Genomic DNA, 26,891 nt, shown 5'->3' with positions numbered 1-26,891 from the left:
TGATGTTTACCCAAGCCCCTTGTGGGCTTGGGCGTACCCAATAATTATTATGGGTGTTAGGAGTTAGCAATCAATTGCAAACAAGCTTAATAAGCTAAACAGCGCCGCTATTTCTGTGAAATAAGATAGCTACTGTTTTGAAGATCAGCTTTAAATCGTACATTAAACTCCAATTTTGTTGATACTGTAAATCCAGCCGAATTACATCCTCAAAACTACGTACTGTAGATCGACCATTCACTTGCCATTCGCCAGTCATACCGGGTTTAACATCTAAACGTTGCCACTCCGGTACTTCATAGCGTTCCACTTCATCAGGTGTGGGTGGTCTAGTGCCTACTAAACTCATTTCTCCTTTCAGGACGTTCCAAAATTGAGGCAATTCATCCAGGCTAGTTCGCCGTAAAAAACGCCCTACCTGCGTAATTCTGGGATCGTTCTCGTTTTTGAAAAAGGCGCCTTGCACTTGGTTTTTGACTTGAGATTTCTTCGCTTCTGCATCTACACACATGGAGCGGAATTTCCAAATCTCAAAACGTTTCCCCATCCAACCACAGCGGGTTTGACAAAAGAAAAGTGGGCCAGGATCATCTATTTGAATAGCGATCGCAATTGGAATCAACAAGACTCCAGTAATAACTAAGCCTACTAGTGACCCAATAATGTCTATAAACCGTTTCATCCATGAACCCACAGAAGGATGAGTAGTGGGTAACTGCTCTACTTGACGCGAAGATGTTTTCCGTACATCTACGATATTTTCTTGTTTTACTAGAGACACATCGCCAATAGACTCAATAGAAAAAACCTGATCCAATCCTGTGAGTTTTAAGACTGACATTACCTGAGGGGTAACATTCCGCAGTATTAATACAATTCCTTTTTCCTGAGCGTATTTAAAATTACTTACCAGAGCACCTAAACCACTACTATCCATAAAAGTAGTTTGGTGAAAGTCAATAATGATGTACTTAGGATGTGAATTGGATTGGGTTAAGCCTTGGCAGGTTTGCTTAAAGCCTACAGCCTCCAGCACGCTCAACCGTGCGGGCACCTGCACAATAGCCGTGTCGTTTAGGGAACTAACTGGAAAATCTACCTCAATGGGTTGGCTAGTCATGAAGCTCTGCACTTTCGTTGCCATGTATAATGTAAGCTGCCAAACATTATTTTGTCCTAAAACATTGCCTAACCTGATGTTAAATCAGTAGGAATAAGGACTAAACGCTAGTTGCTTGGGGTGGGATTGGATATCGCTAGCGACGATTCACAATAGAACAAGAAGCCAAAAAAAGAACAGAAGCCAAAAAAAGAACAGAAGCCAAAAAATATACTTGCTGTTGTGCCGACGCAACGCGATCGCGTTGCTCTCCTCAAATGATTTCTAAAACTACGATTACACCCACTGCACGCCTGGTAGAGGTATTTTCTGCCATTCAAGGGGAAGGACTGAATGTAGGGACGCGTCAGATTTTTATTCGTTTTGCTCTTTGTGACTTGCGCTGTCACTTTTGTGACAGTGCCAACACTTGGAATGCACCCGCTACCTGTAGGATAGAGCGATCGCCTGGATCGCGCGACTTTGAAATTTACTCTAATCCTGTCCCACTACCCATATTAATAGAATTCGTTGAAAGGCAAAATTTACCTTGTCTACACGATAGCATTAGCTTAACTGGGGGCGAACCACTTCTTCATGCTCCATTCTTGAGGCAATTTCTACCCCAAATCCGAGCCACAACTGGTCTACCTATATACCTAGAAACCGGCGGACATCGCCCAGAACAACTGGCTATGATTCTTCCCTACTTAGACTCTGTAGGTATGGATTTGAAACTGCCTAGTGTCAGCGGTGAAAGTCATTGGCAAGAACATACAAAATTTCTTCAATTATGTCATGAATCACATTTAAACTTTTTTGTAAAGATAATTGTGTCTCACCAGACAGATCCAGTTGAATTGGAACGCTCAGCTTTGTTGGTAGCAGCCGTAAGTCAAGACGTTCCAGTATTTCTACAACCTGTTACGCCTTTGGCAGCCTCTGAACAATTTACTCCAATACCTGTACTTGCCCCTTCTCCTGAGCAAGTTTTGATGTGGCAGGCTTTAATGAAGCGATTTGTCAAGCAAGTACGTGTGATCCCTCAGACACATAAAATGCTCAACCAGCTATAAAAGTCTCGCTTAAGTTTCAGTTTGACAAAGATGGAATCAAGGAAAAACCAAAAAAACCAAGTTTTATTGATCACGGTTGTCCTTTAGGACAAGCTTTGATCTCTACATACCTTTCTCTTTTAAAGCCACCAGTGAGGAGTTAAAGGGATTCGTACCGCCAGCAAAGATGTCTGAAGCGGCAGTTAAGGCTATTGAGGAGTAATCAAATATTTTGTCGGGTGAGCATTGCCCACCCTAGTTTCTGATTTCTACAGACCGCCCTCAGATGTAGTCCTGGATTTAGCTTTTACCTTATTGGCACTACGTTTGAGGGCAGATAGTCTGGCTTCGTATTTAGACCGCTGGCGCTTGCTAGGAGTGTCATCGATCAGGGTTTTCAAGGCGCTACCCAGACTTTTGTAGGCATTGGGAAGGCTATAACCAAAACGAGTTGCTAAGGCGATCGCTTTTTCATCAGCATCGACCAATTCTGTGAGCTGCTTGCCCCCATTATTCTTTTGATAGAGTCGCCAGCCTGACACACCACACAGCGCCAAAGCTAACACCAGTAGCAATCCATCTTGTACCCACAACTCACCGACAGCACCACCTAAACCGATCGCTAGTGCTGCCATTTCCCAACCATCTTTAGGAATCGTGTCATTTTGCACGCGGGCGACTTCATGCCAGAACAGCAGATTACGCTGATCCATTGCGAGGGCATCCCATTTCACCAGGTCAATTTGAATTTCTACCTGGTCTTTACCAATTTCTTCGCTACGGATCAGGGGTGGATTGACCTCAGTTGTGCCTTCAACCGTGACCCAGCTCTGCAATTCTGGCGGTAGTAAGCCTTTCAACCGCCGGAGTTCACTCATTTCCGCTTTGGCAGAGGAGGTTGCATAGGATGTCATAAAATCCAGCCCTAGAAAAATTCAGTATATAGTGAGGGTATCACTTTGGAGTATAGCTATTTCAGTGATGATCTGCCTCACTCGCTAGGAAAACTTCCTCGCTTTTTCCGCGCTTCCATTGCTTTTTCCAGAAGATCTAGTAATCCTGGAGCTTCTTCCTGAATACTGAGTAATAATCTTTCCCCAAGTTCTAGATTTCCCGGATCTTCACCTGTTTCCATCACCTCTTTCAGCCGAGGTATCGCTATGCTGTCAACAATCTGAATTAACCCACTCAGACAACGGTGAAATTGTCTTTCTGTGAGAATCGAGTCTTCTAAAGGAAACTCAATAATGGCCCGGATTTCGCCATCAGATGGGTCATATTCCCATTGCAGCATTTTAGTTTCCCAAGAAATGGCCAGCATTGTCTGTAGGATAGCTCCCTTGTAAGGATGGTCTTGAATTCCTGACAGAACTTGAGGGGCAAATACCCGGAAAAATTTCCCCTCTTCGTCTAACTGGACAACTATTAGGAAGTCTTCTAGGTTATCAGCTTCCACCCCTGTTACAATACGGTCTTCTTCATCATCAAAACGGTAGTCCCAACCAAGGTTATCTAAGTACTTGGCAATCTGTTTCAGATTAGCTCCCATAAAAGCCTCATAAGGAACGGTGGAGCAACTGTTACCAGACCTAGTTTAACCTGCTAGTGGCAGTTGCTTAGGTTGGTGTCGCTACTTCTCTTGTTTTGGAAATATGCAATGGATCTGATGCTTATTTAATGATTCGTTTGGAGGAGCAAACCAGATTTTGCATTGTCTGTCTCAACTCTTGGAAAGTTATGTGATGTAACCAGCAAAAAAATACTGTAATTATATTTAGAGTTATCAAGACTTGATTATTAGTCAAATACAATTCTATAACTAACCTAATTTTTAATATTAATTAATCAGCTAAATTCACATATTACTATATCAAGCTTAGAGAGAATATTTAAAATTCTCCTTATAAACTAAAGCAAGTTTAAGGTAAGTTCCATATACCATATAAGACTTTTGAAGAAAATAACTGAAAACCTCAATCGCCTCTTAAGCAAAGATTAATAGAGCACAGAGGCTGAAAAAGTTTTATATTACAAGCATCAAACTGTTTTCACTAAATGATTGTAGTGACTAACAAATTTTCTATTGTTGAGTATCCATGACAGTTTATGCGTAAATCAGCTTTAATTTTAGCGATCGCACCCCTAATCTTTGTCATTACTGCCTGTAGTGGCGAGTCAGGACAAACAGCAAATACAGCCAGCACTCCTGGAACACAAGCAACTCGAAATCGCTGGGATACTATTAAAAGTCGTGGTCAGGTCATTTGTGGTGTCAGTGGCGAAGTACCAGGGTTTAGCTTTGTGGGAAATGACGGTAAATATAGCGGTATTGATGTAGATGTTTGCCGTGCGATCGCAGCAGCTTTGTTTGATAATCCAGATGCTGTAGAATTTCGCAATCTTAATGCCAAAGAGCGGTTTACAGCTTTGCAAACTGGAGAAGTAGATATTCTTAGCCGTAATACTACCTGGACACTGAGTCGTGATACCTCAGTAGGTATAGAATTTGCGCCTGTAGTTTTTTACGATGGACAAGCCATAATGGTTCGCAAAAGTAGCAGCATTAAGTCACTAACAGACTTAAAAGATAAAGCTATCTGCGTTCAAACGGGTACTACTACTGAACAGAACTTAGCAGACCAAATGCGAAAACGGGGCATCACCTACAAACCCGTTGTTTTTGAAGACGTTAATATCACTTTTGCCACTTATGCTGAAGGTCGTTGTGACGGCATTACAGCCGACCGTTCCGCTTTAGTTTCACGGAGTTCGATTTTACCCAAACCAGAAGAGAACGTAATTCTCAATGAAGTCATTTCTTCAGAACCCCTTGCACCAGCAGTTGCTAAAGGGGACACTAGGTGGGGTGATATTGTTAAGTGGGTGGTTTATTCCCTAGTCAAAGCCGAAGAGTTAGGGATTAATTCCCAGAATCTAGGACAGTTTACCACTAATAATGACCCAGATATTAAGCGTTTTTTAGGAACAGAAGGCAACCTTGGTGAGGGACTTGGCTTAACAAACGACTTTGCAGCAAGAATAGTTAAGCATGTCGGTAACTACGCCGAGATTTACGATCGCAACCTCGGCCCAAAAACAAAACTCAATCTAGCTCGCGGTCAAAATCAACTCTGGACTAAAGGCGGACTGCTCTATTCTCCGCCGTTCCGGTAAAGAGGAGTGGGGGAGTGGAAAAATGGGGGAGTGGAAGAGAATAATTAATAGCAAATGACCAATGACAAATGACTAATTCAAAACCGCCTATATGGCGTGATAAACGTTTTTGGAATATTGCTGGGCAACTCATTGCTGTATTTATAGTAGCGGTTGTAGTCACAATATTGTGGGGCAATCTCAACCGTAATTTGCAGCAATTAGGAATTCAGTTTGGATTTGATTTTCTTAAACAGCAAGCGTCTTTTGATATTGGCGAAACGCTGATTAGCTACAAACCAACTGACAGTTACAGTCGCGCTTTGTGGGTGGGACTAATTAATTCTTTGCGGATAGCGGTGGCAGGAATTTTCCTAACGACAATTGTGGGTATAAGTGCTGGTATCGCTCGGCTTTCTGACAACTGGCTAGTGCGGAATATTGCTATAGTTTACGTGGAAATTTTCCGCAATACACCGTTACTGCTGCAATTGCTATTTTGGTATTTTGCCGTTTTCCTTGGTTTTCCCAAAACAGAAAATAAAATTTCCCTCTGGAGGTTAATTGATCTTAGTCAAAATGGTTTAGAACTCCCTTGGTTTACTTTGTCTCCAGAGTTTTCAGCCTTGCTGCTGGGGTTAACTTTTTACACAGGTGCATTTATTGCCGAAATTGTTCGAGGCGGGATTCAGTCAGTACCTAAAGGACAATGGGAAGCAGGGCGATCGCTAGGGTTAAAACCAGGATTAGTGATGCGGTTGGTGATTTTCCCCCAAGCCTTGCGGGTGATCATTCCACCACTAACAAGTCAGTATCTTAATTTGACCAAAAATTCCAGTTTAGCGATCGCGATCGGCTACCCCGATGTTTATTTTGTCGCCTCTACCACCTTTAATCAAACTGGTAGAGCTGTAGAAGTCATGTTAATGATTATTCTCACCTATCTTACTCTCAGTTTGACTATTTCTTTAATTATGAATTTGTTCAATCGTACTGTACAAATTCAGGAGAGATAAATAGGGAATGAGGCATTACGAATAATAACTAATGATTAATTATCAATTTTCGTGGCTGCGTAAAAATCTGTTCAGTACTTGGTATAACAGCGTTTTAACTGTTGTTTGCTTGGTGTTGCTATTTTGGGTAGTACAGGGAATTTTAATTTGGGCAACAACTCAAGCACAATGGGCAGTAATTCAAGTTAATTTACGCTTATTTTTAGTTGGGAGATTTCCTCAAGCACTGTATTGGCGAGTTTGGATTGTACTAGCGATCGCTTCAACTTTAAGTGCATTAACTTGGGGTGTGTTTTTTGGAAAGCAACAATTAACAAGGCGTAGAGTTAGTTTATTTGCTTTGATGATCGGTGTGCTGTTGGTTGTTTTACCGTTGGATTTGACATCTCGCCTCTGTTTGCTATTAATTGCACTTTTGCTATTAGCAGCTTTTTGGTTTGGGGGAAAGTTCGCTAAGGTAATAAACCCTTGTCTTTCCCTAGTCTGGTTGTTATCTTTTCCAGTAATTTTGTGGCTAATTGGTGGTGGATTTGGCTTGCAATCTGTATCTACCAATTTGTGGAATGGTTTGCTACTTACTCTGTTAATGGCAGCAGTTAGTATAGTACTTTCCTTTCCTATTGGTGTTTTACTAGCTTTAGGACGCACGAGCAATCTGCCCGTAGTACGTTGGTTTAGTATCCTGTATATAGAAATCGTCCGGGGAGTACCACTGATTGGAATTCTGTTTCTTGCTCAAGTAATGTTACCGTTAGTTTTATCAGCAGATGTGCGTTTAGATCGAGTAGTGCGAGCAATTGCTGGACTAGTTTTGTTTAGCGCCGCTTACATGGCAGAAAATGTGCGTGGCGGACTCCAAGCAATCCCGCGCGGACAGATTGAAGCCGCCAAAGCGCTGGGACTCAACAGTCCTTTAGTTGTTATATTTGTTGTGCTACCTCAAGCGTTACGTGCAGTTATTCCCGCGATCGTGGGTCAGTTTATCGGCTTATTTAAAGATACTTCACTATTATCTCTAGTAGGATTGGTGGAACTCACGGGTATTGCCCGTTCTATCTTGGCACAACCACAATTTATTGGTCGTTATGCAGAAGTTTATCTGTTTATTGGATTAATTTACTGGGTATTTTGTTACTCGATGTCATTGGCTTCTCGGCGGTTAGAAAGACAGGAGTAAAGATGCGATTATACTCTTACGAGAAGTCGCTCTCGGAGCGTCTACACGTCTCTACAATATACAAATAGTATTAATTATTCAGACTTTAAATACTATGTCAGAACTACAACCGATAATTATTGCTGAAGATGTTCATAAATGGTATGGCAAATTCCACGTTCTTCAAGGAGTGACTTTGACAGTCAATCGTGGAGAAGTAGTAGTATTGATGGGCCCATCTGGTTCAGGTAAATCTACCTTTATCCGCACATTTAACGCTTTAGAAGAATACCAAAAAGGAAAAATTGAAATTGACGGTATTACCCTCGGACATGACTTGCGAAATATTGAAGCAATTCGGCGGGAAGTGGGAATGGTATTTCAACAGTTCAATTTATTTCCTCATCTCACAGTGCTGCAAAATATTTCATTAGCACCAATTTGGGTTAGGCGATCGCCAAAAGCAAAAGCCGAAGAATTAGCAATGCAACTATTAGAAAGAGTAGGAATTTTAGAACAGGCGCATAAATATCCAGGACAGTTGTCTGGTGGACAGCAACAACGGGTGGCGATCGCTCGTGCTTTAGCTATGCAACCTAAAATCATGCTATTTGACGAACCCACCTCAGCCTTAGATCCAGAAATGGTACGAGAAGTTTTGGATGTAATGAGAAGTTTAGCCCGTGATGGGATGACAATGGTAGTCGTCACCCACGAAGTTGGATTTGCCCGTGAAGTCGCCGACCGAGTTATTTTAATGGATAGTGGTTATCTTGTCGAGTCAGCCACCCCTAACGCCTTTTTCAACAATCCTAAAGAAGAAAGAACACGCAAGTTTTTATCGCAAATTCTCTAAAAAATATTTGATTTTTGCCCCACAACCTCACACCAAGTAGTAGCAAGAAATCCATCTGGGTGCTGACTCTATTCTCGTAAAGTACGGCTCATGGCTTTAAGCGATCGCTCTCAGACGAAAATTTCATCATGTTCCCCCGCCATTTGGGATCCGGACTTTACGATCAAATTATCAGTCTTTGTCAGCAAGGAAATTTCAGCCCAAAAGTGACTCAAGAAGCGATCCAAATGCAGACAATCATTGGGTTAGTTTCAGCAGGAATGGGGATTGCGATCGTGCCTTCTTCTTTGCAAAATCTTCAAAGGACAAGTGTAGTTTATCGCAACCAACATTATTTTTCAACTTAATTTCATAAGATTATCTTAGTGTTTTCTTAACATAAATAATTTGAATATTCTCCATATACGATACTCAAGGTACGACGTAGTAGAAAAATTACCACCTCTTCAACATTTCTAATTTGAAAATTGGTCGATTATTGTAGGTTATTCCTACCTAAGCAAAGGGCTTTTGAACTTCGCATTGCGTCAGCCCCTTGGCTCTTTTGATAAACTTTTCATCAAATGTATAAAACTTAGAACAGTGTTGACTTTGAGCTAGATGAAAAGCATCAGCAAAATCTAAGCCATTTTCATACCATTGAATTACTTGATCAATTAAGGTGAGATTACTAGTGTGAACATTAGGCAAACCAAACAGGTTTTTCAAAGCCGTGCATATCTCATTTGATTTAAATTTGTATGCAAACCTTAAGACCCATTCAGTTTCAAGGATTACTGTATCTGAAATAAAAATATCTTGAGTCTGAAAAATTTTTCTACTTTTTTGGAACTGTAATTCATCATCTTGAGTCAAAAATCTAACAACTATATTTGTATCAACCGCAATCATGCCACAATTCCTCTACACCTTGACGAATTGCGTTATCCATATCCTCAAGAGTTTTGGCTTTTCCTTGATATTTTAAGCAACCGGCTACATCTTCTAATGTAGTTTCTGGAAAAGGTTTCTTAGGCTTTAATAAAATTCCATCACCCATATCGATAACAATAAATTCTTGACCTACTCCCCATTGATGAGCTTCTCGCAAAGATTGGGGAATAATTACTTGTCCTTGAGGAGACAATTTTGTAATGTCCATTAAGTTAAGAAGTAAAAAACTAAGACTAATATACAAATTTTAGCATTTTGAATTATTTCAAATTCTACTCTGCGTTCTCTGCGCCTCTGCGATTCGTAAAAAAAAGGACGAACCCAAAAGTTCGCCCCTAACATGGTGTTATGCTGTTGCTCGATTAAACCCAAATCTTAAATCTTCGCTTCTTCTCTCACCAACTTATCCCAACCCAAATCTTTCAAATTATTATTCCGACGCAGCGGACGTGTAACTAATTCCAGAACATCACGCGCATTGGTAAAACCGTGAATTTGAGCAAAAGTGAACTCCACAGACCACTTAGTATTAATACCGCGTGCTTCCAGTGGGTTAGCATGAGCCATACCAGTAATCACCAAATCTGGTTTCAGCTCATAAATCCGCTGAAGCTGGTTGTAATTATCCGGCTTCTCAACAATCTTTGGCAGGGGTGAACCCATTTCGTGGCAGGTTTTCTCCAGGAATGCCAACTCAGCCGCTTGATAGCGCTTATCCATGTAGGGGATGCCGATTTCTTGAACCGTCATGCCACAGCGCACCAAGAACCGAGCTAGGGAGACTTCCAGCAAGTTATCACCCATGAAGAATACAGACTTGCCGCGAATCAGCTTGACGTACTCTTCCAAGCCTTCCCAAATTTGTGCTTCCCGTTCATCCAAACCTGTGGGAGTAATGCCAAACACCGAGCAGATTTTCTCAATCCAAGCGCGGGTTCCATCGGGGCCAATGGGAAAAGGTGAACCAATGAGTTTACACTTGCGGCGACGCATTAAGGTGGTAGCTGTGCGGCTGAGGAAGGGGTTGACACCAGAGACGTAATATCCTTCTTCCAGTACTGGCAGTTCAGTGAAGCGCTTCGCAGGTAGCCAGCCGGAAACTTTAACGCCTTGCTTTTTGAGTTCCAAGGTTAACTGAGTAACCACGGGGTCAGGAAGGGAGCCGAAGAGAACCAGAGGTGGGTGATCTACATACTCAGATTCTTCTTGAGCGACATCTTCTTTCTTCTTACCGAAGTTGAGCAGCTTTTGAATGGCGTTACGTTCGTTTTTGTCTGTTTCCGCCACAGGAGACTTATCAGGACAACGGTTAGCCATTGCTGCTAATACGGTGTCTTCCCCTTGGGTGAAGGCGTAATCTAGACCGTTAGCGCGAGCCACAACGATGGGAATGCCAATTTCGCCTTCTAGCTTGGGTGCTAAGCCTTCCAAGTCTGTTTTGATAATTTCGGTAGTGCAAGTGCCAATCCAGACAATTACGCTAGGATTGCGATCGCGTTTAATCTGCAAACACAACCGCTTTAACTCTTCGTAATCATTCAGCTGTGCTGAAATATCCCCCTCTTCCAACTCTGCCATTGCATAGCGGGGTTCAGCGAAAATCATCACCCCCATCGCGTTTTGCAGGAAGTAGCCACAAGTTTTTGTCCCAATCACCAAAAAGAAGCTATCTTCAATCTTTTGGTATAACCACGCCACGCAGCTAATTGGGCAAAAGGTATGGTAATTCCCAGTTTCACACTCAAAGTTTAAAGCTTCTGGTTGTTGAGCGACAGTCATTTTGGTTTTTCTCCCCTTGATATTTAAAGCGAACAAGGCAGGTGAAAGTAGGGGGTGTTATGAGTTGTGATTACTAACTCCTAACTAAGTTTTTCCCCTAAATTCAACAGGAACGGCAGTAATTAAGCGTTGGGGAAGAGACGGGCAATTTCTGATTCGTCAAAAACGCCAGATGGCAGTTCTTCCCCTAAAAAATCGTTATTTTCTTCAGCCTTTTGCAAAGCTGTTTCATCACCCCAGACATCTGACAACACGTCTTTAAACGCATTCTCATCTAGTGGACTATCCTCAAGTGCCTGGTCGTCATCCAGCTTTACTTCCATTGCAGTTGCTGTATCGAAGGTAATACCCCCAAGCTCATCTGCTTCTAAACTGGCTGTCTGGCGAGACTCATCTTCTGAGTTGTGTCCGTTGAATAACGAAATATCGCCAAGCCCATTTTGGGTTTCCTTTGACTCGCTGAACCCCAAGCTTTGCTGATTGGAATCCACGGCTGTGAACTCTTGAGCTATCGCCACTGACCTAAAGCCATTTATATGAGGATGCGCCAATGTTTCGTCTTCAGGGTTGTCATCCATAATAACCGCTGAGTAATCTTGGTATTTCTCTGGTTCTGCTTTGGGAAGGATGCGATGACCCAGAGCGATATCTGGGTCAAAATGCAAATCCAGCACCTGAATCAGAGTATCGGCATCAGGATTTAGTTTGGCAAAGGGTAGCATTAATTGCGCTAGCTTAGGTTCTAGCGCATTAACCACTCCCAGGATGAGGTAAGAAGGTGGTCGCTTCCCTCCATCAGGGGTGTACACTGATTCCACTTCCATGTGTAGGGTAATCCAGTCACGATTTGTCTGGAAAAATTGCAACCATTTTTGCTTTAATGAATCTGTAAAGCTGTGAAAGAAAGCCATGTTATTGTCCCCCATCCTGAGAGCTTGGTGATTTATACAATCATCAAGTCTAGTTCCTCTTCTGAATTAGGAACCTGGGGTTTACCCGGATTTAGATAAAAATCGGACAACAAAGAGAACAATTCGCGGTCTGGGGAATCGTTAGGCACAACACCTTCGGGACGCGCCAAAATTTGGTCGGCAATATTGAGATAATAGTCGCAAACGTAGTTCAGAGAAGGATCAGACTCTGCCATCTCAAATAAAGTTTTACCTTTGACACGAGAAACGCGGATATCTTCAATCAAAGGTAAAACTTCTAGAACGGGCATTGGCACGGCTTCTATATATTTTTCAATCAAGTCGCGCTTGGAGGTGCGGTTGCCAATTAACCCAGCTAGACGCAATGGATGAGTCCGGGCTTTCTCGCGTACTGAAGCTGCAATCCGATTAGCAGCAAACAAAGCATCAAAGCCGTTGTCGGTAACAATCAAGCAGTAATCTGCATAGTTGAGTGGTGCTGCAAACCCCCCGCAAACAACATCACCCAGAACGTCAAACAAAATTATGTCGTATACATCAAAGGCGTTAAGTTCTTTAAGTAATTTTACGGTTTCGCCGACGACGTAGCCACCGCATCCAGCACCCGCAGGCGGGCCACCTGCTTCAACGCAATCAACACCACCGTAGCCCTTGTAAATCACATCCTCAGGCCAGACATCTTCGTAGTGATAGTCCTTTTCCTGGAGAGTATCAATGATTGTGGGAATCAAAAACCCAGTGAGGGTGAAGGTACTGTCATGTTTGGGGTCGCAGCCAATTTGCAACACTTTCTTGCCGCGTTTGGCTAGGGCAACGGATATGTTACAGCTAGTTGTGGATTTACCAATACCACCTTTTCCATAAACTGCTAGTTTCACTGTCGTTTGCCTCTTATAGTTTCTTGTCAAACTTGTGACTTAAACATTTGCCTTCGCCTAGCCTAAGATGGCGATGCGTTAGGTCTCGTGAGTGTCATTATTGTCCAAATCAGATGGAAAATAAAGTAGCTCTTAAGATGTAAAGCTGTCTTATCTGCTGAATTGTAGCCCAATTAGATGCTATTGGATTTACATCACCATTAAAAAGATACATAGCTTTAAAAACAGACAATTGAAAGTTTTTGTTGTTTACTTAGCTAAAAAAAGTTACAAAAGACAAAAAGCTGTAATCGTCTTTATTGAATGGTTTCCATAGAATTAGCTGATTGTGGAATATCGTATTTTCGGTGAATATAGGTAGTGGGGTAGAGGCGAAGAGAGTTATGGGTAGCCTGGTGCTGGAAATACCATTGGCACTTTAAATAGTGGTAAATTGGCAGATTTCAGATAACTGCCAAGATCATTTAATTGTCGATTGTGAGCCAGCGATCGCAAATTTGTAAAAAATGATTAACTTTTACAATCTTTGGGCTGCGGCACTTCAAACAATCAAGAGACATCGCCTTTGAGTTGCTCTATTTCTTGTAATGTTTGCCAGCCAGCTTGCCACTGGGAGTTATCTTGCAATAATTTGGCGTTAATCCAGAAGCGGACTTTAGGATCACAAGCAGCGACCATTTCGGCATACACCCACTTACTCTGATTTTTACGGTTGACGACTTGGAAGTGTCGCCAGCCATCAACTTTTTGCTGTGCTGTCCATTTAGAACCAACGAGGTAAGGGAATTTTTGCTTTTTTGTCATTAGTCATTAGTCATTAGTCATTAGTCATTAGTCATTAGTCATTAGTCAAGAGTTAAGAGTCCAGAGTTAATAGGCAGAGGGGTAGTGTTTCGACTACGCTTAACAATCGGTGCGGAGGGGCGGAGGGTAAAGACTTACTGCAACTTCCCCCCTGCTCCCACTCCCCTACTCCTCCACTCCCCCTAAAAAAGGCGTAATTTTACAGGATATGGGGGGATCTCTTCTGTGTAAGTCCTGGACTATTAAAAATAGTATTTGCGATCGCGTACCCACATATTTATAGGTACAGCTTGACCTTGTGCATTCACTTTTACTTCTACTACTATCGGTTGCGGCTGTCCTGGTTTGATTGGTCGGGCTGTTGAAATATCTTTGTTAATATCGTTCCGTTGATCCTCTGGGATGTAGTAAGTTTCCAAGCCATAAGTAATCGAATTATAGCCACTGTAGCGACCTTTTAAGGTTATCTGATTTGCAGCTAGAGAAGTTGGAAGCTGTCCACTTACCTGCACGGGTTTCCAAGCTTGAGGAATCCCACCAGAGGCTTTTTGTTCTTCCAAAATGATGTATAAACTGGTTCCTTGGGCCAAAGGATCATATTGTTGATTTTTACCAGGATATTGCTTTACCAGATCTGCCCAACCAGGAAGTTTTTTTAAATTGTCTGTGCGAGAAATTTCATAATTTAGTGTTACAGAATAACCCCGCAGCAAATCGTAAGGGTCTACAGGTAAAGTTTGCAATACAGCAGTTTTGCCTGTAACCAACGTGTAAACTGATTGGGCTGGTACTGCCAAGATTATCCCTGTTTGAATTAACAGGGGAACCACAAATCGCCAAAGATTTATGGGTTTTTCTGAAGGTTCATTTTGCTGCATTAATACTTCGTTAGTTTCCATAAGGGATAATCCTAAAAATGAGTGTTTAATTACTAATTTTTTTCAACTCATAATCTTATGAGCGATGGACTGAAGAATTGGATGAAGCTGGTAAAGATGACAAATAGCGTTCAAACCACAATCCAGCAAAAATTACAGCAACACCGCACAAAACAAAAACAAAGGATTTGAATAGTAAAGCGGTGTCGTACTCTAGCATTCGGCTGATAATTTGTAGTGTTATTAACACTATGCCACCCCAAAAAGCTTCTCGTTGTCCTAACTCTAGTGCTTCACGAATTAGTCCAAACCCTAGCACTGCTAAAAGAGCATTAAAAGCAAATATGGGAATTACTGGAATTGGGGTGATAGCTTGATTAACGAAGATTAATAAAGCAGTTATGACAATCATGGAGCCAATAAATATTGTCTTGAGATCCATTCTGTGGCGTTCCTGGTTACGTGTTGGGCGTAGCAAATGCCACCACTGCCACAGTGCTAAAACGGTGAAAATTGCCACATCAATAAAGGGTAGCCAGGTTGCTAGGGAAGTGTTCTTAAATTGAGTTTGATAACCAACAGTTCGAGTTTCCCATAGCGAACGGAAAGACAATACGTAAAACATGATACTGAAAAAGCCTAGGGTTAGAGTCCGCGCAAAGGGCTGAAATAGTCTGGAGGAGACTCGCCCAAACAGCAAATCATCATAACTCCACAATAATGCTGGCGGCAGAGCAAAGGCGGTGACAGCAATCCAAGGCGGAGCATCTCTGTATGTTAAAACTTCTAGTGATTTAAGATGGAATTGCCAGGATATAACAAATGCGATCGCAGTAATTCGGAAAATCCAACGAGAACGACACCACCAAGCTAGAGGTACAAACGCTACACCGAAAACTAGGGGTATATGTTCTATTACCAGCCGTCCCAATGTCAACTCATTTCGTGCAAAGTACCAATCGAATAATCCTGTTGAATACCCAATTAGCACTAAAATCAGGGCAAGCATCCCCAAGGAAGTCAAATGCAGGCTGTAAGCCATGAGCAAAACAGCCAATCCCCAAATTAAGAACAGTTCATAACTTGAACCGTTAATGTGGAACATCTGCGCCAACAGTGCTATGTTTGCGCCTATTGTCAACGCACCTAAAAGTAGCAAGCCTTCTCCGAAGATCTGTTGGCGGCGTTTTCGGTCTCTTGGTGAAATATTATTGCTTGCGGGTTGTCTCCACAAGCTAAAACCAGCAATATTAGTTGTCAGGAATAAACCTAACAGTAGTATTAACCTGGCTTCTCTGCTCAAAGCTTGCCAGTTTGCTGCGACAAAAGTAATTACACCCAAGCCTAACAATGTTGAGCCTACAGCGATCAAGATAAAAACGAAGCGATCGCGAGCAGCAGTTTCTAAATTATTAAATTGATACCTTTGTGCGATTATCTGGTAAAAATCTGCATCAATAAGTCCTTCATCCCGCCATAGTTGCGCTTCTTGACGCAGCTGGCGGCGAAAATTATCAAATATCATGACCTTCTCCGGTGCTCAGGGCAAATACAATGTGAGACGAGAATTACGCTCCTCGTGACAACGTGATTGATTATACTTTCAATATCAATAGAGTATTTTACGAAAATTCTATTTTTGAAATCCTCGTATTTCAACTGAATTTTCATATTACTCGCCAGTTTACAAAAGCCTATTAGCTGGCTCGTTAATAATTAAATTTGGCAAAATGCGTTAGCGTATCTTCAACAAAGGTAGAAGGCATCTTGCTGTCCTTGGCAGTTTGACCAGCACAAAACCCCGGAATTACTGACGTAATCAGGTAAATAAAATAACGGTTGTAGTTCCTTTTTTGTTTATCAGGTAATTGCAGATCAGGAACTCGGAATTTACTCTGGGGACAATGGAAAATGGAAGCTACGGGAAAATACCACTTTTACAAGACGTAAACACCGATCTAGGCGATCGCCTCCCTCTTCTTACAATATCCATTGAGAACAAAAATTTGATTTCCTTGATCTCTTGGTGGTTCCTTATTCCAAAAGCCTATGCAACCAACTAATCCCAACCAATTTACAGAAAAAGCCTGGGAAGCGATCGCCCACACCCAGGATATTGTCAAACAATATCAACAACAGCAGATAGAAAGCGAACACTTAATGAAAGCGCTGCTGGAGCAAGATGGACTTGCCGGCGTTATTTTGACCAAAGCGGGTGTTAATCTTCAGAAACTGCGCGATCGCACTGAACAATTTATTCAACGTCAGCCGAAAGTATCTGGTAGCAGTAGTTCTGTATACTTGGGACGGAGTTTAGATCAACTTCTCGACCGAGCGGATACCTATCGTCAGGAATTTAAGGACGAATATATCTCAGTTGAACATTTATTGCTGGCTTACCCCAAAGATGACCGCCTTGGCAAAGCTTTATTCCAAGAATTCGGTTTAGACGAAGGCAAGCTTAAAAATATTATTAAACAAGTTCGTGGGAGCCAGAAAGTGACCGACCAAAATCCAGAAGGCAAATACGAAGCACTGGAAAAATATGGGCGTGACCTCACAGAAGCTGCTCGTAAAGGTCAACTTGATCCAGTGATTGGGCGCGATGATGAGATTCGCCGCACTGTGCAAATTTTGTCACGCCGCACCAAGAATAATCCTGTACTAATTGGTGAACCAGGTGTTGGTAAAACTGCGATCGCCGAAGGACTAGCACAGCGCATCGTCGCTGGTGATGTACCCCAGTCACTCAAAGACCGTAAGCTCATCGCTTTAGATATGGGTGCTTTAATTGCGGGGGCAAAATTCCGGGGTGAATTTGAAGAACGCCTGAAAGCAGTATTGAAAGAAGTGACTGAATCCGGTGGTAATGTTGTTTTATTTATCGATGAAATTCATACCGTTGTCGGTGCTGGTGCGACTCAAGGCGCGATGGATGCTGGTAACTTATTAAAACCAATGTTAGCGCGGGGCGAATTACGCTGTATCGGGGCGACAACCCTGGATGAATACCGCAAATATATCGAAAAAGATGCTGCATTGGAAAGACGTTTCCAGCAAGTTTATGTGGATCAACCCAGTGTAGAAGATACTATTTCGATTTTGCGCGGGTTGAGAGAACGCTATGAAAATCACCACGGGGTGAAGATTTCTGATAGTGCTTTAGTTGCAGCGGCCATATTGTCGAGTCGATATATTAGCGATCGCTTTTTACCAGATAAAGCCATTGATTTGGTAGACGAAGCCGCTGCTAGGCTGAAAATGGAGATTACTTCCAAGCCAGAAGAACTCGACGAAATTGATCGCAAGATTCTGCAATTGGAAATGGAGAAGCTATCACTGCAAAAAGAAAGCGATGCAGCTTCTCGTGAACGTCTCGAAAGGCTAGAAAAAGAAATTGCTGATCTCAAAGAAGAACAAAGAACACTCAATACTCAATGGCAATCAGAAAAAGATATTATCGACAAAATTCAGTCGGTAAAAAAAGAGATTGAGCGAGTTAACCTAGAGATTCAGCAATCAGAACGTGACTACGACCTCAACCGTGCTGCGGAGTTAAAGTTTGGCAAGTTAACTAGTTTGTATCGCCAATTAGAAGCAGTAGAAAATGAACTAGCCAACACCCAAAAAACTGGAAAATCGCTGTTGCGAGAGGAAGTAACAGAGGCAGATATTGCCGAAATTATTTCTAAGTGGACAGGAATTCCTATTAGTAAGTTGGTAGAATCTGAGAAGGAGAAACTGCTGCACTTAGAAGATGAATTACATCACCGAGTCATTGGACAAGATGAAGCAGTTACAGCTGTAGCGGATGCAATTCAGCGATCGCGTGCTGGACTAGCTGATCCCAATCGTCCCATTGCTAGTTTTATTTTCCTTGGGCCGACAGGTGTGGGTAAAACCGAGTTGGCGAAAGCGCTGGCGGCGTATATGTTCGACACCGAAGACTCGCTAGTGCGGATTGATATGTCAGAGTATATGGAGAAACATGCTGTTTCTCGATTAATTGGTGCGCCTCCAGGATACGTCGGTTACGAAGAAGGCGGACAACTAACAGAAGCGATTCGGCGTCGTCCCTATTCGGTGATTCTTTTTGACGAAATCGAGAAAGCACATCCCGATGTATTCAATATCTTCTTGCAAATTCTCGATGATGGTCGCGTCACTGATGCCCAAGGTCATAAGGTGGACTTCAAAAACGCTATTATCATCATGACTAGCAACATCGGTTCACAGTACATTCTCGATGTCGCCGGGGATGATGCACATTATGACGAAATGCGCCGCCGGGTGATGGAAGCGATGCGAAATAGCTTCCGTCCAGAGTTCCTCAACCGGATTGACGAAATTATCATTTTCCACGGCTTGGATAAGAAGGAATTGCGGCAAATTGTGCTGTTACAAGTAGAGAGACTGCGACAAAGACTTGGCGATACCTCCGGTGGGCTTCGCCAACGCAAGATATCTCTAAGACTTACTGATACTGCTCTTGACTTTTTAGCAGAAGTAGGATATGATCCTGTATTTGGAGCGCGTCCCCTGAAGCGAGCAATTCAGCGAGAGTTAGAAACTCAAATTGCCAAGGCAATTTTGCGCGGCGAATTTAACGACGGCGACACCATATTTGTGGATGTGGAGAATGAACGCCTTTCTTTTAGTCGCTTACCTGTTGAGTTGTTTACTAGCTAATTCCAGATAATCTCACAAAAAAACGCAGAGGCGTTGAGAACGTCTTTGCGTTTTTTGTGTAACTTACCGCAAAGCCAACATTCTATCTATCGGATAAGCTGCTTTATCCCTTTGTAGGGAGGGTATTCTAAACTATCTGTCCAAGTTCGATGTTAAGTTCTTACGAGTTTATCCGGCAGACAAAATGTTGTTATGCTAAAAGTTGAGGACAAGTAGTTAAATTCAGATTGGCGGTTCGTAACGTGGATGTTTTAATTGAGTCAACAAGAGGCTTTGAGAAGGATATTGTTAGGCTGAGTGAAGATGAGAAAGTAACAGTTATTCAAAAAATTAACGATTGCGCCAGCCTTTTCCCAACTCAAAAAGCTGATGTTTATCTTAAGCTGCGCCGTCTCCCCTTAGCTTCAGATCTTAATGGTTACGAATCTTCACTTTACATACTACAGGTTTCTCAAAAATTAAGCGTGATTTTTGCAGTTGACGAAGATCCAATTTTTGGGCAAGTTATTTTGACTCTTTTTCGAGCAGTCAAACACGATGACATCGATAAAGTATATAAAGATGTAGCAGATTCTTTGTATCAAGAGCTGCTTCATGGCAATCGAGAAACTGCTCAGATCCTCTAAGTTTGTTTATGGCACAAACCCTTAGTCTCTGCGATGAATATGGCATTATTTACCAAGCCATGAAAATTTTGCCAGATGATGAGCTAAAGATTGCTTTTCTTGAAGCCTTAGCAGAGTTAGAAGATAACGAATGTCATAGAACAAGAAAATTTCCAAAAACGAGACTGCATAAAGTAAAGGGTGTGAAGCAGGCAATTTACCGTGCTGATATTGATAAAGTCTCAGGCTGGCGCATCCACGTTCAATACATTAATGGGCAGATTCATCTCAAGGATATTATTGAGGGGCAAAAGCACGATGATGTAATTGAGGTGATTAAATCTAAGAAGGTACGCTACGAGTAATCCTCAATCCTATCAATCGTTACGCCCTAACAAGAAGTCGCTGTACCATAACGCATTAATATGGTTTATCGAGTTCAGAGAAGCGCCTTTATTTTAGTCGTTTACCTGTTGAGTTGTTTAATAGCTAAACAAGTTTGTCTGGCGCAGAGGTGCAAAAAAGAGCGCTAATAAATATAGGTTGAAAAGACGCTTTTCTCAATAGCAAAAGCGTCTTTTCGCAATAAATTTCCCTAAAATATCGAACCTGGCTGCTGCAAAAACTCTTCTTCCTCTGGAGTTGAGAGGCGTCCCAAAATACTATTGCGATGAGGAAAGCGCCCAAAACGTTCAATTATTTCCCTGTGACGAAATGCGTACTCAATTGCACTAGCACTGTTAGTATCATCACTGAGTTTTTGAAAGAGTTTCACACACTGACGCTGATGATCAGGGTTTTCGCTGTGTTCAAAGGGCAAATAGATAAACCAACGTTGCACAGGCAATAATTCGCGATCGTAGCCTTGTTTAACAGCTTGTTGCGCGGCTGAGAGTGCTTCCCAGTCGGTTGCAAAGGCTTCAGGAGTATCACGAAACATATTTCGGGGGAATTGATCTAACAGCAGAATCAGTGCTAAACAAGTTTCTGGTAAATCTATCCACTCATCTAAATATCCTGCTGCTGCTTTTTGGTAATCTTTGAGAAACCGGGTTCGCAGTTCCTGATCACAATCGGGTTTTTTGCTAAACCAAAATTGTTGAGGTTTACCGTAACCCAGTTCATCAGGCTGACCAAACCAAAATTCCAAAATAGCTTTTGCCTGTGACATTGCTGTTATTGACTTTTACAAAGCACTTGTCGCATTTTACGCATATTCGTAGGTAACTCGAAGTTCATTGCTTGTTGAATGAAAACTGAGGGTATTGGAATTAAAGGCGTAGCTTGCACAGTATAAGCAAGTAGTGTGCCGTTACCGCAATCTTTTAGCTCTAAATTAGCGGTAAAATCCTCAAAAGTTCCTTTTTCCATGCGAAATTGAATTCGCTGACCAAGCACTTCTACCACGTTAAGGTAAATTTCGACTTGAGCTGTGAAAAAGAAAAAAGCTTTTTGTGCTGCTTGGTACAGATACTTGACTTCCCCTCTGGACATTACTTCACTTTTGGTAATATCGGGAAAATATTGTACCCAACGGGGGTAATCAGTTAATTGTTGCCATACTTGCGATCGCACCATCGGCAAATACATCCAGGCTGTCACCGCACCACCCCATGTCTTGTGCGATCGCGTCTGTACCAAAATTTCACCCTGCACCAGCAACTTTTGCTTGTCATGACTCCAAGCCATATCCGAACCTATAATGACTGATTCTGAGATATAAGACGCAGACATATTGATTTTAGTTACTCCTCAACCATCCACCTGAAAATGTTAAAGCAGCAAGCTATTAAAACTTGATCTACTCTAACCCCTTAAATTTTAATTCCAGTCCAGACATAATATTTTTCGGAAACTGTGATTTTTTGGTAATTATTCCGATAATTTACGTAAATTTCTGTACTTATTATTACATTTGTGCATAAATGTTTAAGTGAATTTAACACTAAGTAGGTACACGTAATTAAATGCCAATATAGAATTTTGGGAAATGTCGGCTTTCTCCTAGACTTTGCCACCAGTTGGAAACAAACTAAAACGTACCTCATCAGGTCGGGAACCGCTATAAGAAGTTTTCGAGAATTTATTGAGCAAAGTTATTTAACAACCATAGCCTTTTATCTATGAAAGCGATTTAATTTTTATTAAAAGTTAAGGTCTATGAATGAACAACATTGACGTATAAGGTTGTAAGCTATTGTTGGCTGTATCAAAGTTAGCGACAAATAAAACTTGTGCGCGTAATTCGTAATTCGTAATGGGCTACCCCTCGCTACGCAAACGTAATTACGAATTACGTTTTTGCAAGGGTTTTAGACATTTCAAATGGGTGGTTTATTTCCGCCGTGCTATACTAACTACTTTTATCCAACTACCCAACAGGCAATTTCCGTGTTAGAAGCATGCATATTCGCAACAATATTTTGCGGATTTTTCGGCATCATCCTTAAAAAGAACCTCGTGATGAAGATCATCTCTATGGATGTCATGAGTACCGGGGTTATCGCCTATTACGTGCTGATTGCATCACGAGATGGCTTGTTCACACCAATTATTTCCAACGCCAAAAATGTCAGATACGCCGATCCGGTTCCCCAGGCGGTAATATTGACGGCGATTGTGATCGGATTTTCGATTCAGGCGTTAATGCTGGTCGGTGTTATGAAGCTATCACGGGATAATCCGACCTTGGAAAGCAACGAAATCGAGAAGAACAATACGCCATGAGTAACATTACGATCGCCTGGATTGCACTACCGTTGTTTTTTGGGTTTGTCATTTATCTTCTCCCAAAACTTGACAAATATCTCGCACTGTGTGTGGCTTTGGCTTCCGCAGGATATGCATTGCAGCTATTTGCCACTCAGTCGCCACTGACACTACAGTTACTAGATAATTTTGGCGTTATCTTAACAGTTGATCAATTAAGCGGCTACTTCATATTAACTAATGCGCTGGTGACGGCAGCAGTCATCCTCTACTGTTGGCAGAGCGATAAGACAGCTTTTTTTTACGCACAACTCATCATCTTGCACGGCAGTGTAAATGCCGCGTTTGCCTGTGCGGATTTGATCAGTTTATACGTGGCGTTAGAGGTAAGTGGTATTGCCGCATTTCTATTGATTGCTTATCCCCGGACTGACCGATCGATTTGGGTTGCCTTACGCTATCTATTTATCAGCAACGTGGCAATGCTTTTTTATCTGGTTGGCGCGGTGCTGGTCTATCAGGCACATCATTCATTTAGTTTTGCAGGTTTGCGCGTAGCACCTCCAGAGGCCCTTGCTCTGATTTTTTTGGGACTCTTGACAAAAGGAGGAATTTTTGTATCAGGATTATGGTTGCCCTTGACCCACTCCGAATCGGAAACGCCAGTGTCGGCGATGCTGTCGGGAGTTGTGGTAAAAGCTGGTGTCTATCCATTAGTGCGGTGTGCGCTGATGGTGGAAGAGATTGACCCGATCGTGAGAATCTTCGGAGTTGCCACTGCGCTTCTGGGAGTATTCTATGCAGTCTTTGAAAAAGATACCAAGCGGATGCTGGCGTTTCACACGGTTTCGCAGTTAGGCTTTATCCTTGCTGCACCGTCCGTGGGTGGTTTTTATGCGCTGACGCACGGACTGGTCAAATCAGCGCTTTTTCTGATTGCGGGGGCTTTACCGAGTCGAAATTTCAAGGAACTGCAACATCAAGCGATCGCTACCCCGGTTTGGATTGCCTTGGTGATCGCTAGCTTCTCAATATCTGGCTTTCCTTTGTTGTCCGGCTTTGGGGCGAAGGTATTGACAACGAAGAATTTGCTACCTTGGCAAGCGATCGCCATGAATATTGCAGCCCTCGGAACAGCAATATCCTTTGCCAAATTCATATTTCTGCCGCGTGGGGGAAAAGCGGATTTAAAGCCTGGTTTCTGGGCAGCTATGATTTTATTGCTCGGTGGGCTAATTCTAGCTAATGTTGTGTATTACGAGGCGTACACCGTTGCGAATATCATCAAACCCCTCGCAACTATCGGCGTTGGATGGTTGGCGTACTTACTAATTTTTAAACATTCAATAATCAAGTTACCGCGTGTCCTTGAACAATTTGACCATTTGATCGGTGTCATGAGTCTGATTTTAATCCTGTTGTTCTGGAAGGGATTTGCATGGTTGGGTATTTAAATCTAATATTGCGACTAACTATCTGGTTTTTGCTCACTGCCGATTTGAGTGTGGCAAATATCATCATTGGCATCAGCATCGCACTTCTATTGCCCGGTGGTAAAACAGCTAGGGAATCATTAAAAGATTGGGTGCGTGTGCTGGGTGAAATCATGGTGGCAATTCCGCAGGCGTATATTGAGGCATTTCAAATCATCCTCCGCCCGCATCACCACGAAGATATAACAATGGAACGAGTTAAACCAGGACGCACACCAGGGCTGATATTTCTGGATATATTCTTAATTACCTTTACACCAAAGACTGTTGTTTTGAAATACCACGAAGAAGGCTGGTACGAGGTACATTGGGTGCGACGCAGGAGAAAACAATGAATCTGAATGTGGTATTGATTGCCATGATTTTGGCACTGCTCATCCCCATGTATGAGGCATGGCAAGATGATGATATTTGGCAAAAAATGCTCGCATTTGCCAGTGCTGCCACCAAAACTTCAATCATGATTCTGGTCGTATCCCTCTTGCGCGATGATTGGATGATTGGGGTTGTCGGGGTGATCATCCTCAGTGTGGGAAATGCTGGATTAATGTTGCTGGCTCATGTACTCAAACGAATGAATGAAGTATGATTGACTTTTTCAGTTATACCTGCATAGGTTTAGGACTTTTCTTCTGGTTTTGGGGAACCTTTCCCCTGTTGGGCAAGCGATCGCTATTGTTCAAACTCCATAGTCTTTCGGTTGCAGATACCCTTGGATCAATGAGTATCATCATCGGGCTACTCTTAAAAATACCCAGCAGATGGCCGCTACTCATCCTTGCTCTCATCTCCTTGGCCATCTGGAATACAGTACTGGGGTATGTGTTGGCTTACTGTTCTACTAACGAGGGTAGCCATGAATGATAGCTATCTCTATGTGATCATCGCCCTGTTACCGTTGGCTGCGTCTATGGTGGTATCTCAGGTTAATCCATACCATGCACTGGTAATTCGGGGCATCTTGGGAGCGGTGGCGGCAATGGTATATGCAGTTTTGGGAGCGCCAGATGTTGCTTTAACTGAAGCATTGGTGGGTACTATGCTGGCAATTACCCTTTACGCGATCGCCGTGCGTTCATCCCTGGTGATGCGTCTTGGCTTGGTTGAAAACGAGGCGATCGAGACAGATGACGAACACCATTTTGGGCAATTGATGGATGACTTACGCAAAATTTTTGGCAAACGCCAGATGCGTTTGGAACTTGTTCCCTACCCAAATACCCAAGCTTTGCAACGAGCGCTGATGGATAAAGAAGTCCATGCAACCTGTGTCAGACGAGAACAGGTAACAAGTGAGGACGAAAAACAGTTTTATCACACCGCCATCAGGGTAAAACGTATCTATGAAATTATGCAAACCGAACTTGCATCACCAGCGACAATCCTGAGTTATGTAAGTACACCAGATTCAAGGGAGGAGCATAAATAAATGAAATGGATCTACATTGCAGCAGGGATAGCGCTGTATGTAAAAATGCTCATCTTGCCGAATTCAGCGCCAGTCGTACCGGATTTCTCCATCGTTGAATCGATTGTCAAAGATGGAGGCATACCCAATGCAGTTACAGTGATCATTCTCAGGAATCGGTTATACGACACTATCTTCGAGGTGGTGGTATTTACGATCGCGATCATGGGAGCGAATTTTATGCTGGCGAATGAAAAGCCGTCCTGCGCCATCTATCGTTTCACCGATGAACCATCCATTGTCCTGGCGCGTCTGGGAGCAACTATTGCTGCGATGGTAAGTATCGAACTAGCTATTCGGGGACATCTTAGTCCTGGCGGTGGTTTTGCGTCCGGGGTGGCGGGTGGAACAGCGATCGGGTTGATTGCTATTACCTCTTCACCAGAGTGGATGCAAGAAATTTACCAGCGCTACCACGCCGCTATATGGGAAAAAGTTTCGGTTCTGGTTTTCATTGTACTCGCGGCTATAACTCTGGCTGGAATTGAGTTACCGCACGGAGAGATGGGCGCACTTTTCAGTGGGGGTGTTGTCCCCTTGCTGAATATCCTGGTTGCAGTGAAAGTTGCGTTGGGGTCATGGGCAGTGATTTTGGTTTTTATTCGTTATCGTGGATTGTTGTGAAAGATATCCCTCTTTCAAGAAACACATTCCGTGGAGTGAGAAATAGGGATAAGTTGCAAACCAAGAGCCTGAGCTTTTTTCCGAAGGTTTTTGAGAACTAGTTCCTGGTATTTTTGCTCATAGTAGTCCATACCAGGATCAGAATATCGCCCAGCAGTTATCCTTGCATTCGTTGTACATGAGTGCTAGGACTAACTGACCCGTGACGTAGTTCGTGGATAGCTTGGTATAGTCTTGTGTGGGTGAGGAGCAACGCGATTTGGTGAGGTTGGAAAAAAAAACCTGGGTTCCCTTCTGCCTTCTGAACCAAAACTGGCGAGGCAGACCATTGACTAGCTTGACTAGCTTGCAAGTTGTGATTAATTTAACAAACCTAAAAGGGCTACGCCTACACGCCTACGCAGGATTCATATTTGGATTGAGCAACGCCAAAACAAAAGCCCCCCGTCATGACTTGGGAGGCTTTGTGTCGTGTATTAAAAACCTGGCATCGAGCTATTTTTGCGTAGGGCTACCCCTAAACTATCGTTGCCGCAGCAGCGTTTCACCACTGAGTTCGGGAAGGGTTCAGCGTGGTTCCACCGCGCAATAGACACCAGGAAAGAGTGTAATTGCTAATTCGTAATTCGTAATTCGCAATTGAAGAATTAGAAATGACGAACTTAACAGCAACCCTGAAGACTGCACAGTAACGCGAAACCAAATGTTTTCATAACCAGTAATTCATAATTACGAATTACGAATTACGAATTACGAATTATGTA

General features: G+C 42.6%; 29 protein-coding genes, 1 rRNA gene and 1 pseudogene. 16 read left to right on the top strand and 15 right to left on the bottom strand.

The genetic code is table 11. From position 1 onward, the window contains the following. Nucleotides 1-94 precede the first annotated feature (94 nt). On the bottom strand, nt 95-1,144 hold the full coding sequence (locus IQ246_RS04765; protein WP_194000620.1) for a sugar transferase: 1,050 nt from the start codon (nt 1,142-1,144) through the stop codon (nt 95-97). 233 nt (nt 1,145-1,377) lie between these two features. Between IQ246_RS04765 and IQ246_RS04760 the strand changes: the two genes are divergently transcribed. Beyond that, the gene (locus IQ246_RS04760) at nt 1,378-2,175 is read left to right on the top strand and encodes a 7-carboxy-7-deazaguanine synthase QueE (protein ID WP_194000618.1); all 798 of its coding nucleotides are present in this window, start codon (nt 1,378-1,380) and stop codon (nt 2,173-2,175) included. 248 nt (nt 2,176-2,423) lie between these two features. Here IQ246_RS04760 and IQ246_RS04755 read toward each other — a convergent pair whose 3' ends face one another. After that, nucleotides 2,424-3,068 (bottom strand): DUF3318 domain-containing protein, encoded by a 645-nt coding sequence (locus IQ246_RS04755; protein ID WP_194000616.1) that lies wholly within the window; start codon nt 3,066-3,068, stop codon nt 2,424-2,426. Between the two features lie 77 nt (nt 3,069-3,145). Continuing rightward, entirely contained in the window at nt 3,146-3,703 is a 558-nt protein-coding gene (locus IQ246_RS04750; protein WP_194000614.1) for a hypothetical protein, read from the bottom strand. A 557-nt stretch (nt 3,704-4,260) separates the two neighbouring features. On the opposite strand from IQ246_RS04750, the gene IQ246_RS04745 reads away from it, so the two are divergent. The 5 genes and pseudogenes from IQ246_RS04745 to IQ246_RS04725 all read left to right on the top strand — a co-directional run. Further along, the gene (locus IQ246_RS04745) at nt 4,261-5,328 is read left to right on the top strand and encodes an amino acid ABC transporter substrate-binding protein (RefSeq protein ID WP_194000612.1); all 1,068 of its coding nucleotides are present in this window, start codon (nt 4,261-4,263) and stop codon (nt 5,326-5,328) included. Nucleotides 5,329-5,396: 68 nt separating this feature from the next. Then, on the top strand, nt 5,397-6,323 hold the full coding sequence (locus tag IQ246_RS04740) for an amino acid ABC transporter permease (RefSeq protein ID WP_194000610.1): 927 nt from the start codon (nt 5,397-5,399) through the stop codon (nt 6,321-6,323). 31 nt (nt 6,324-6,354) lie between these two features. Further along, a complete protein-coding gene (locus tag IQ246_RS04735; RefSeq protein WP_194000608.1) occupies nt 6,355-7,500 on the top strand; it encodes an amino acid ABC transporter permease in 1,146 nt (381 codons plus the stop codon). A 94-nt stretch (nt 7,501-7,594) separates the two neighbouring features. Beyond that, the gene (locus IQ246_RS04730) at nt 7,595-8,335 is read left to right on the top strand and encodes an amino acid ABC transporter ATP-binding protein (protein ID WP_194000606.1); all 741 of its coding nucleotides are present in this window, start codon (nt 7,595-7,597) and stop codon (nt 8,333-8,335) included. Between the two features lie 101 nt (nt 8,336-8,436). After that, nucleotides 8,437-8,658, top strand: a pseudogene (locus IQ246_RS04725) (LysR family substrate-binding domain-containing protein); the annotation flags it as partial. Between the two features lie 172 nt (nt 8,659-8,830). Here IQ246_RS04725 and IQ246_RS04720 read toward each other — a convergent pair. The 8 genes from IQ246_RS04720 to IQ246_RS04685 form a co-directional block, all read right to left on the bottom strand. Beyond that, nucleotides 8,831-9,226 carry a type II toxin-antitoxin system VapC family toxin gene (locus IQ246_RS04720; RefSeq protein ID WP_194000604.1) on the bottom strand — a complete coding sequence of 132 codons (396 nt, stop codon included), beginning with the start codon at nt 9,224-9,226 and terminating at the stop codon, nt 8,831-8,833. After that, a complete protein-coding gene (locus tag IQ246_RS04715; protein ID WP_194000601.1) occupies nt 9,213-9,476 on the bottom strand; it encodes an AbrB/MazE/SpoVT family DNA-binding domain-containing protein in 264 nt (87 codons plus the stop codon). Before IQ246_RS04715 ends, IQ246_RS04720 begins: the two co-directional genes overlap by 14 nt. A gap of 167 nt (nt 9,477-9,643) precedes the next feature. Next, nucleotides 9,644-11,047, bottom strand: a complete 1,404-nt coding sequence (locus tag IQ246_RS04710; RefSeq protein WP_194000599.1) for a ferredoxin:protochlorophyllide reductase (ATP-dependent) subunit N — start codon at nt 11,045-11,047, stop codon at nt 9,644-9,646. Nucleotides 11,048-11,169: 122 nt separating this feature from the next. Then, nucleotides 11,170-11,958: a DUF5331 domain-containing protein gene (locus tag IQ246_RS04705; protein WP_194000596.1), complete on the bottom strand. Its 789-nt coding sequence runs from the start codon at nt 11,956-11,958 to the stop codon at nt 11,170-11,172. A gap of 32 nt (nt 11,959-11,990) precedes the next feature. Next, the gene (gene bchL, locus IQ246_RS04700; RefSeq protein ID WP_339379151.1) at nt 11,991-12,857 is read right to left on the bottom strand and encodes a ferredoxin:protochlorophyllide reductase (ATP-dependent) iron-sulfur ATP-binding protein; all 867 of its coding nucleotides are present in this window, start codon (nt 12,855-12,857) and stop codon (nt 11,991-11,993) included. 549 nt (nt 12,858-13,406) lie between these two features. After that, a complete protein-coding gene (locus IQ246_RS04695) occupies nt 13,407-13,661 on the bottom strand; it encodes a TIGR02450 family Trp-rich protein (RefSeq protein ID WP_194000591.1) in 255 nt (84 codons plus the stop codon). A 242-nt stretch (nt 13,662-13,903) separates the two neighbouring features. Beyond that, on the bottom strand, nt 13,904-14,560 hold the full coding sequence (locus tag IQ246_RS04690; RefSeq protein WP_208492007.1) for a GDYXXLXY domain-containing protein: 657 nt from the start codon (nt 14,558-14,560) through the stop codon (nt 13,904-13,906). A 55-nt stretch (nt 14,561-14,615) separates the two neighbouring features. Beyond that, a complete protein-coding gene (locus tag IQ246_RS04685) occupies nt 14,616-16,064 on the bottom strand; it encodes a DUF2157 domain-containing protein (RefSeq protein WP_194000589.1) in 1,449 nt (482 codons plus the stop codon). Nucleotides 16,065-16,588: 524 nt separating this feature from the next. Here IQ246_RS04685 and clpB point away from each other — a divergent pair. The 3 genes from clpB (at nt 16,589) to IQ246_RS04670 (ending at nt 20,198) form a co-directional block, all read left to right on the top strand. Next, nucleotides 16,589-19,228 (top strand): ATP-dependent chaperone ClpB, encoded by a 2,640-nt coding sequence (gene clpB, locus IQ246_RS04680; RefSeq protein WP_194000587.1) that lies wholly within the window; start codon nt 16,589-16,591, stop codon nt 19,226-19,228. Between the two features lie 227 nt (nt 19,229-19,455). Continuing rightward, on the top strand, nt 19,456-19,854 hold the full coding sequence (locus tag IQ246_RS04675; protein ID WP_208492006.1) for a hypothetical protein: 399 nt from the start codon (nt 19,456-19,458) through the stop codon (nt 19,852-19,854). An 8-nt stretch (nt 19,855-19,862) separates the two neighbouring features. Next, nucleotides 19,863-20,198, top strand: coding sequence for a hypothetical protein (locus IQ246_RS04670; RefSeq protein WP_194000585.1), 336 nt, complete (start codon nt 19,863-19,865; stop codon nt 20,196-20,198). 230 nt (nt 20,199-20,428) lie between these two features. On the opposite strand, the gene IQ246_RS04665 is transcribed toward IQ246_RS04670, so the two are convergent. Both IQ246_RS04665 and IQ246_RS04660 read right to left on the bottom strand, forming a co-directional pair. Continuing rightward, a complete protein-coding gene (locus tag IQ246_RS04665) occupies nt 20,429-21,004 on the bottom strand; it encodes a DUF924 family protein (protein WP_194000583.1) in 576 nt (191 codons plus the stop codon). A 5-nt stretch (nt 21,005-21,009) separates the two neighbouring features. Beyond that, complete coding sequence (locus IQ246_RS04660) at nt 21,010-21,567, bottom strand: SRPBCC family protein (RefSeq protein ID WP_194000581.1); 558 nt, start codon at nt 21,565-21,567, stop codon at nt 21,010-21,012. Nucleotides 21,568-22,224: 657 nt separating this feature from the next. Here IQ246_RS04660 and IQ246_RS04655 point away from each other — a divergent pair. From IQ246_RS04655 to IQ246_RS04625, 7 genes are read left to right on the top strand one after another with little or no spacing between them, the layout of a single operon-like run. Then, on the top strand, nt 22,225-22,560 hold the full coding sequence (locus IQ246_RS04655) for a cation:proton antiporter subunit C (RefSeq protein WP_194000693.1): 336 nt from the start codon (nt 22,225-22,227) through the stop codon (nt 22,558-22,560). Beyond that, nucleotides 22,557-23,996, top strand: coding sequence for a cation:proton antiporter (locus IQ246_RS04650; RefSeq protein ID WP_194000579.1), 1,440 nt, complete (start codon nt 22,557-22,559; stop codon nt 23,994-23,996). Before IQ246_RS04655 ends, IQ246_RS04650 begins: the two co-directional genes overlap by 4 nt. Beyond that, on the top strand, nt 23,981-24,370 hold the full coding sequence (locus IQ246_RS04645; RefSeq protein ID WP_194000577.1) for a Na+/H+ antiporter subunit E: 390 nt from the start codon (nt 23,981-23,983) through the stop codon (nt 24,368-24,370). The genes IQ246_RS04650 and IQ246_RS04645 overlap by 16 nt, the downstream gene beginning before the upstream one ends. After that, the gene (locus tag IQ246_RS04640) at nt 24,367-24,624 is read left to right on the top strand and encodes a hypothetical protein (RefSeq protein WP_194000575.1); all 258 of its coding nucleotides are present in this window, start codon (nt 24,367-24,369) and stop codon (nt 24,622-24,624) included. Before IQ246_RS04645 ends, IQ246_RS04640 begins: the two co-directional genes overlap by 4 nt. Next, the gene (locus IQ246_RS04635; RefSeq protein WP_194000573.1) at nt 24,621-24,899 is read left to right on the top strand and encodes a monovalent cation/H(+) antiporter subunit G; all 279 of its coding nucleotides are present in this window, start codon (nt 24,621-24,623) and stop codon (nt 24,897-24,899) included. The genes IQ246_RS04640 and IQ246_RS04635 overlap by 4 nt, the downstream gene beginning before the upstream one ends. Beyond that, nucleotides 24,892-25,464 carry a DUF4040 domain-containing protein gene (locus IQ246_RS04630; RefSeq protein ID WP_194000571.1) on the top strand — a complete coding sequence of 191 codons (573 nt, stop codon included), beginning with the start codon at nt 24,892-24,894 and terminating at the stop codon, nt 25,462-25,464. The genes IQ246_RS04635 and IQ246_RS04630 overlap by 8 nt, the downstream gene beginning before the upstream one ends. Continuing rightward, a complete protein-coding gene (locus IQ246_RS04625; RefSeq protein WP_194000569.1) occupies nt 25,465-26,127 on the top strand; it encodes a Na(+)/H(+) antiporter subunit B in 663 nt (220 codons plus the stop codon). A gap of 157 nt (nt 26,128-26,284) precedes the next feature. On the opposite strand, the gene IQ246_RS04620 is transcribed toward IQ246_RS04625, so the two are convergent. Beyond that, nucleotides 26,285-26,479 (bottom strand): hypothetical protein, encoded by a 195-nt coding sequence (locus tag IQ246_RS04620; protein WP_194000567.1) that lies wholly within the window; start codon nt 26,477-26,479, stop codon nt 26,285-26,287. 130 nt (nt 26,480-26,609) lie between these two features. Then, nucleotides 26,610-26,727, bottom strand: a 5S ribosomal RNA gene (rrf, locus tag IQ246_RS04615). Between the last annotated feature and the right edge of the window lie 164 nt (nt 26,728-26,891).

The organism is aff. Roholtiella sp. LEGE 12411 (assembly GCF_015206995.1).
Classification (GTDB): Bacteria; Cyanobacteriota; Cyanobacteriia; order Cyanobacteriales; family Nostocaceae; genus Komarekiella.
This window is presented reverse-complemented; position numbering and strand designations above follow the sequence as displayed.

What these genes read in the sequence shown, in the direction of transcription:
- IQ246_RS04765 (WP_194000620.1), bottom strand. Translation starts at nt 1,144, where the DNA reads ATGGCAACGAAAGTGCAGAGCTTCATGACTAGCCAACCCATTGAGGTA.
- IQ246_RS04760 (WP_194000618.1), top strand. Translation starts at nt 1,378, where the DNA reads ATGATTTCTAAAACTACGATTACACCCACTGCACGCCTGGTAGAGGTA.
- IQ246_RS04755 (WP_194000616.1), bottom strand. Translation starts at nt 3,068, where the DNA reads ATGACATCCTATGCAACCTCCTCTGCCAAAGCGGAAATGAGTGAACTC.
- IQ246_RS04750 (WP_194000614.1), bottom strand. Translation starts at nt 3,703, where the DNA reads ATGGGAGCTAATCTGAAACAGATTGCCAAGTACTTAGATAACCTTGGT.
- IQ246_RS04745 (WP_194000612.1), top strand. Translation starts at nt 4,261, where the DNA reads ATGCGTAAATCAGCTTTAATTTTAGCGATCGCACCCCTAATCTTTGTC.
- IQ246_RS04740 (WP_194000610.1), top strand. Translation starts at nt 5,397, where the DNA reads ATGACTAATTCAAAACCGCCTATATGGCGTGATAAACGTTTTTGGAAT.
- IQ246_RS04735 (WP_194000608.1), top strand. Translation starts at nt 6,355, where the DNA reads ATGATTAATTATCAATTTTCGTGGCTGCGTAAAAATCTGTTCAGTACT.
- IQ246_RS04730 (WP_194000606.1), top strand. Translation starts at nt 7,595, where the DNA reads ATGTCAGAACTACAACCGATAATTATTGCTGAAGATGTTCATAAATGG.
- IQ246_RS04720 (WP_194000604.1), bottom strand. Translation starts at nt 9,226, where the DNA reads ATGATTGCGGTTGATACAAATATAGTTGTTAGATTTTTGACTCAAGAT.
- IQ246_RS04715 (WP_194000601.1), bottom strand. Translation starts at nt 9,476, where the DNA reads ATGGACATTACAAAATTGTCTCCTCAAGGACAAGTAATTATTCCCCAA.
- IQ246_RS04710 (WP_194000599.1), bottom strand. Translation starts at nt 11,047, where the DNA reads ATGACTGTCGCTCAACAACCAGAAGCTTTAAACTTTGAGTGTGAAACT.
- IQ246_RS04705 (WP_194000596.1), bottom strand. Translation starts at nt 11,958, where the DNA reads ATGGCTTTCTTTCACAGCTTTACAGATTCATTAAAGCAAAAATGGTTG.
- IQ246_RS04695 (WP_194000591.1), bottom strand. Translation starts at nt 13,661, where the DNA reads ATGACAAAAAAGCAAAAATTCCCTTACCTCGTTGGTTCTAAATGGACA.
- IQ246_RS04690 (WP_208492007.1), bottom strand. Translation starts at nt 14,560, where the DNA reads ATGGAAACTAACGAAGTATTAATGCAGCAAAATGAACCTTCAGAAAAA.
- IQ246_RS04685 (WP_194000589.1), bottom strand. Translation starts at nt 16,064, where the DNA reads ATGATATTTGATAATTTTCGCCGCCAGCTGCGTCAAGAAGCGCAACTA.
- clpB (WP_194000587.1), top strand. Translation starts at nt 16,589, where the DNA reads ATGCAACCAACTAATCCCAACCAATTTACAGAAAAAGCCTGGGAAGCG.
- IQ246_RS04670 (WP_194000585.1), top strand. Translation starts at nt 19,863, where the DNA reads ATGGCACAAACCCTTAGTCTCTGCGATGAATATGGCATTATTTACCAA.
- IQ246_RS04665 (WP_194000583.1), bottom strand. Translation starts at nt 21,004, where the DNA reads ATGTCACAGGCAAAAGCTATTTTGGAATTTTGGTTTGGTCAGCCTGAT.
- IQ246_RS04660 (WP_194000581.1), bottom strand. Translation starts at nt 21,567, where the DNA reads ATGTCTGCGTCTTATATCTCAGAATCAGTCATTATAGGTTCGGATATG.
- IQ246_RS04650 (WP_194000579.1), top strand. Translation starts at nt 22,557, where the DNA reads ATGAGTAACATTACGATCGCCTGGATTGCACTACCGTTGTTTTTTGGG.
- IQ246_RS04645 (WP_194000577.1), top strand. Translation starts at nt 23,981, where the DNA reads ATGGTTGGGTATTTAAATCTAATATTGCGACTAACTATCTGGTTTTTG.
- IQ246_RS04640 (WP_194000575.1), top strand. Translation starts at nt 24,367, where the DNA reads ATGAATCTGAATGTGGTATTGATTGCCATGATTTTGGCACTGCTCATC.
- IQ246_RS04635 (WP_194000573.1), top strand. Translation starts at nt 24,621, where the DNA reads ATGATTGACTTTTTCAGTTATACCTGCATAGGTTTAGGACTTTTCTTC.
- IQ246_RS04630 (WP_194000571.1), top strand. Translation starts at nt 24,892, where the DNA reads ATGAATGATAGCTATCTCTATGTGATCATCGCCCTGTTACCGTTGGCT.
- IQ246_RS04625 (WP_194000569.1), top strand. Translation starts at nt 25,465, where the DNA reads ATGAAATGGATCTACATTGCAGCAGGGATAGCGCTGTATGTAAAAATG.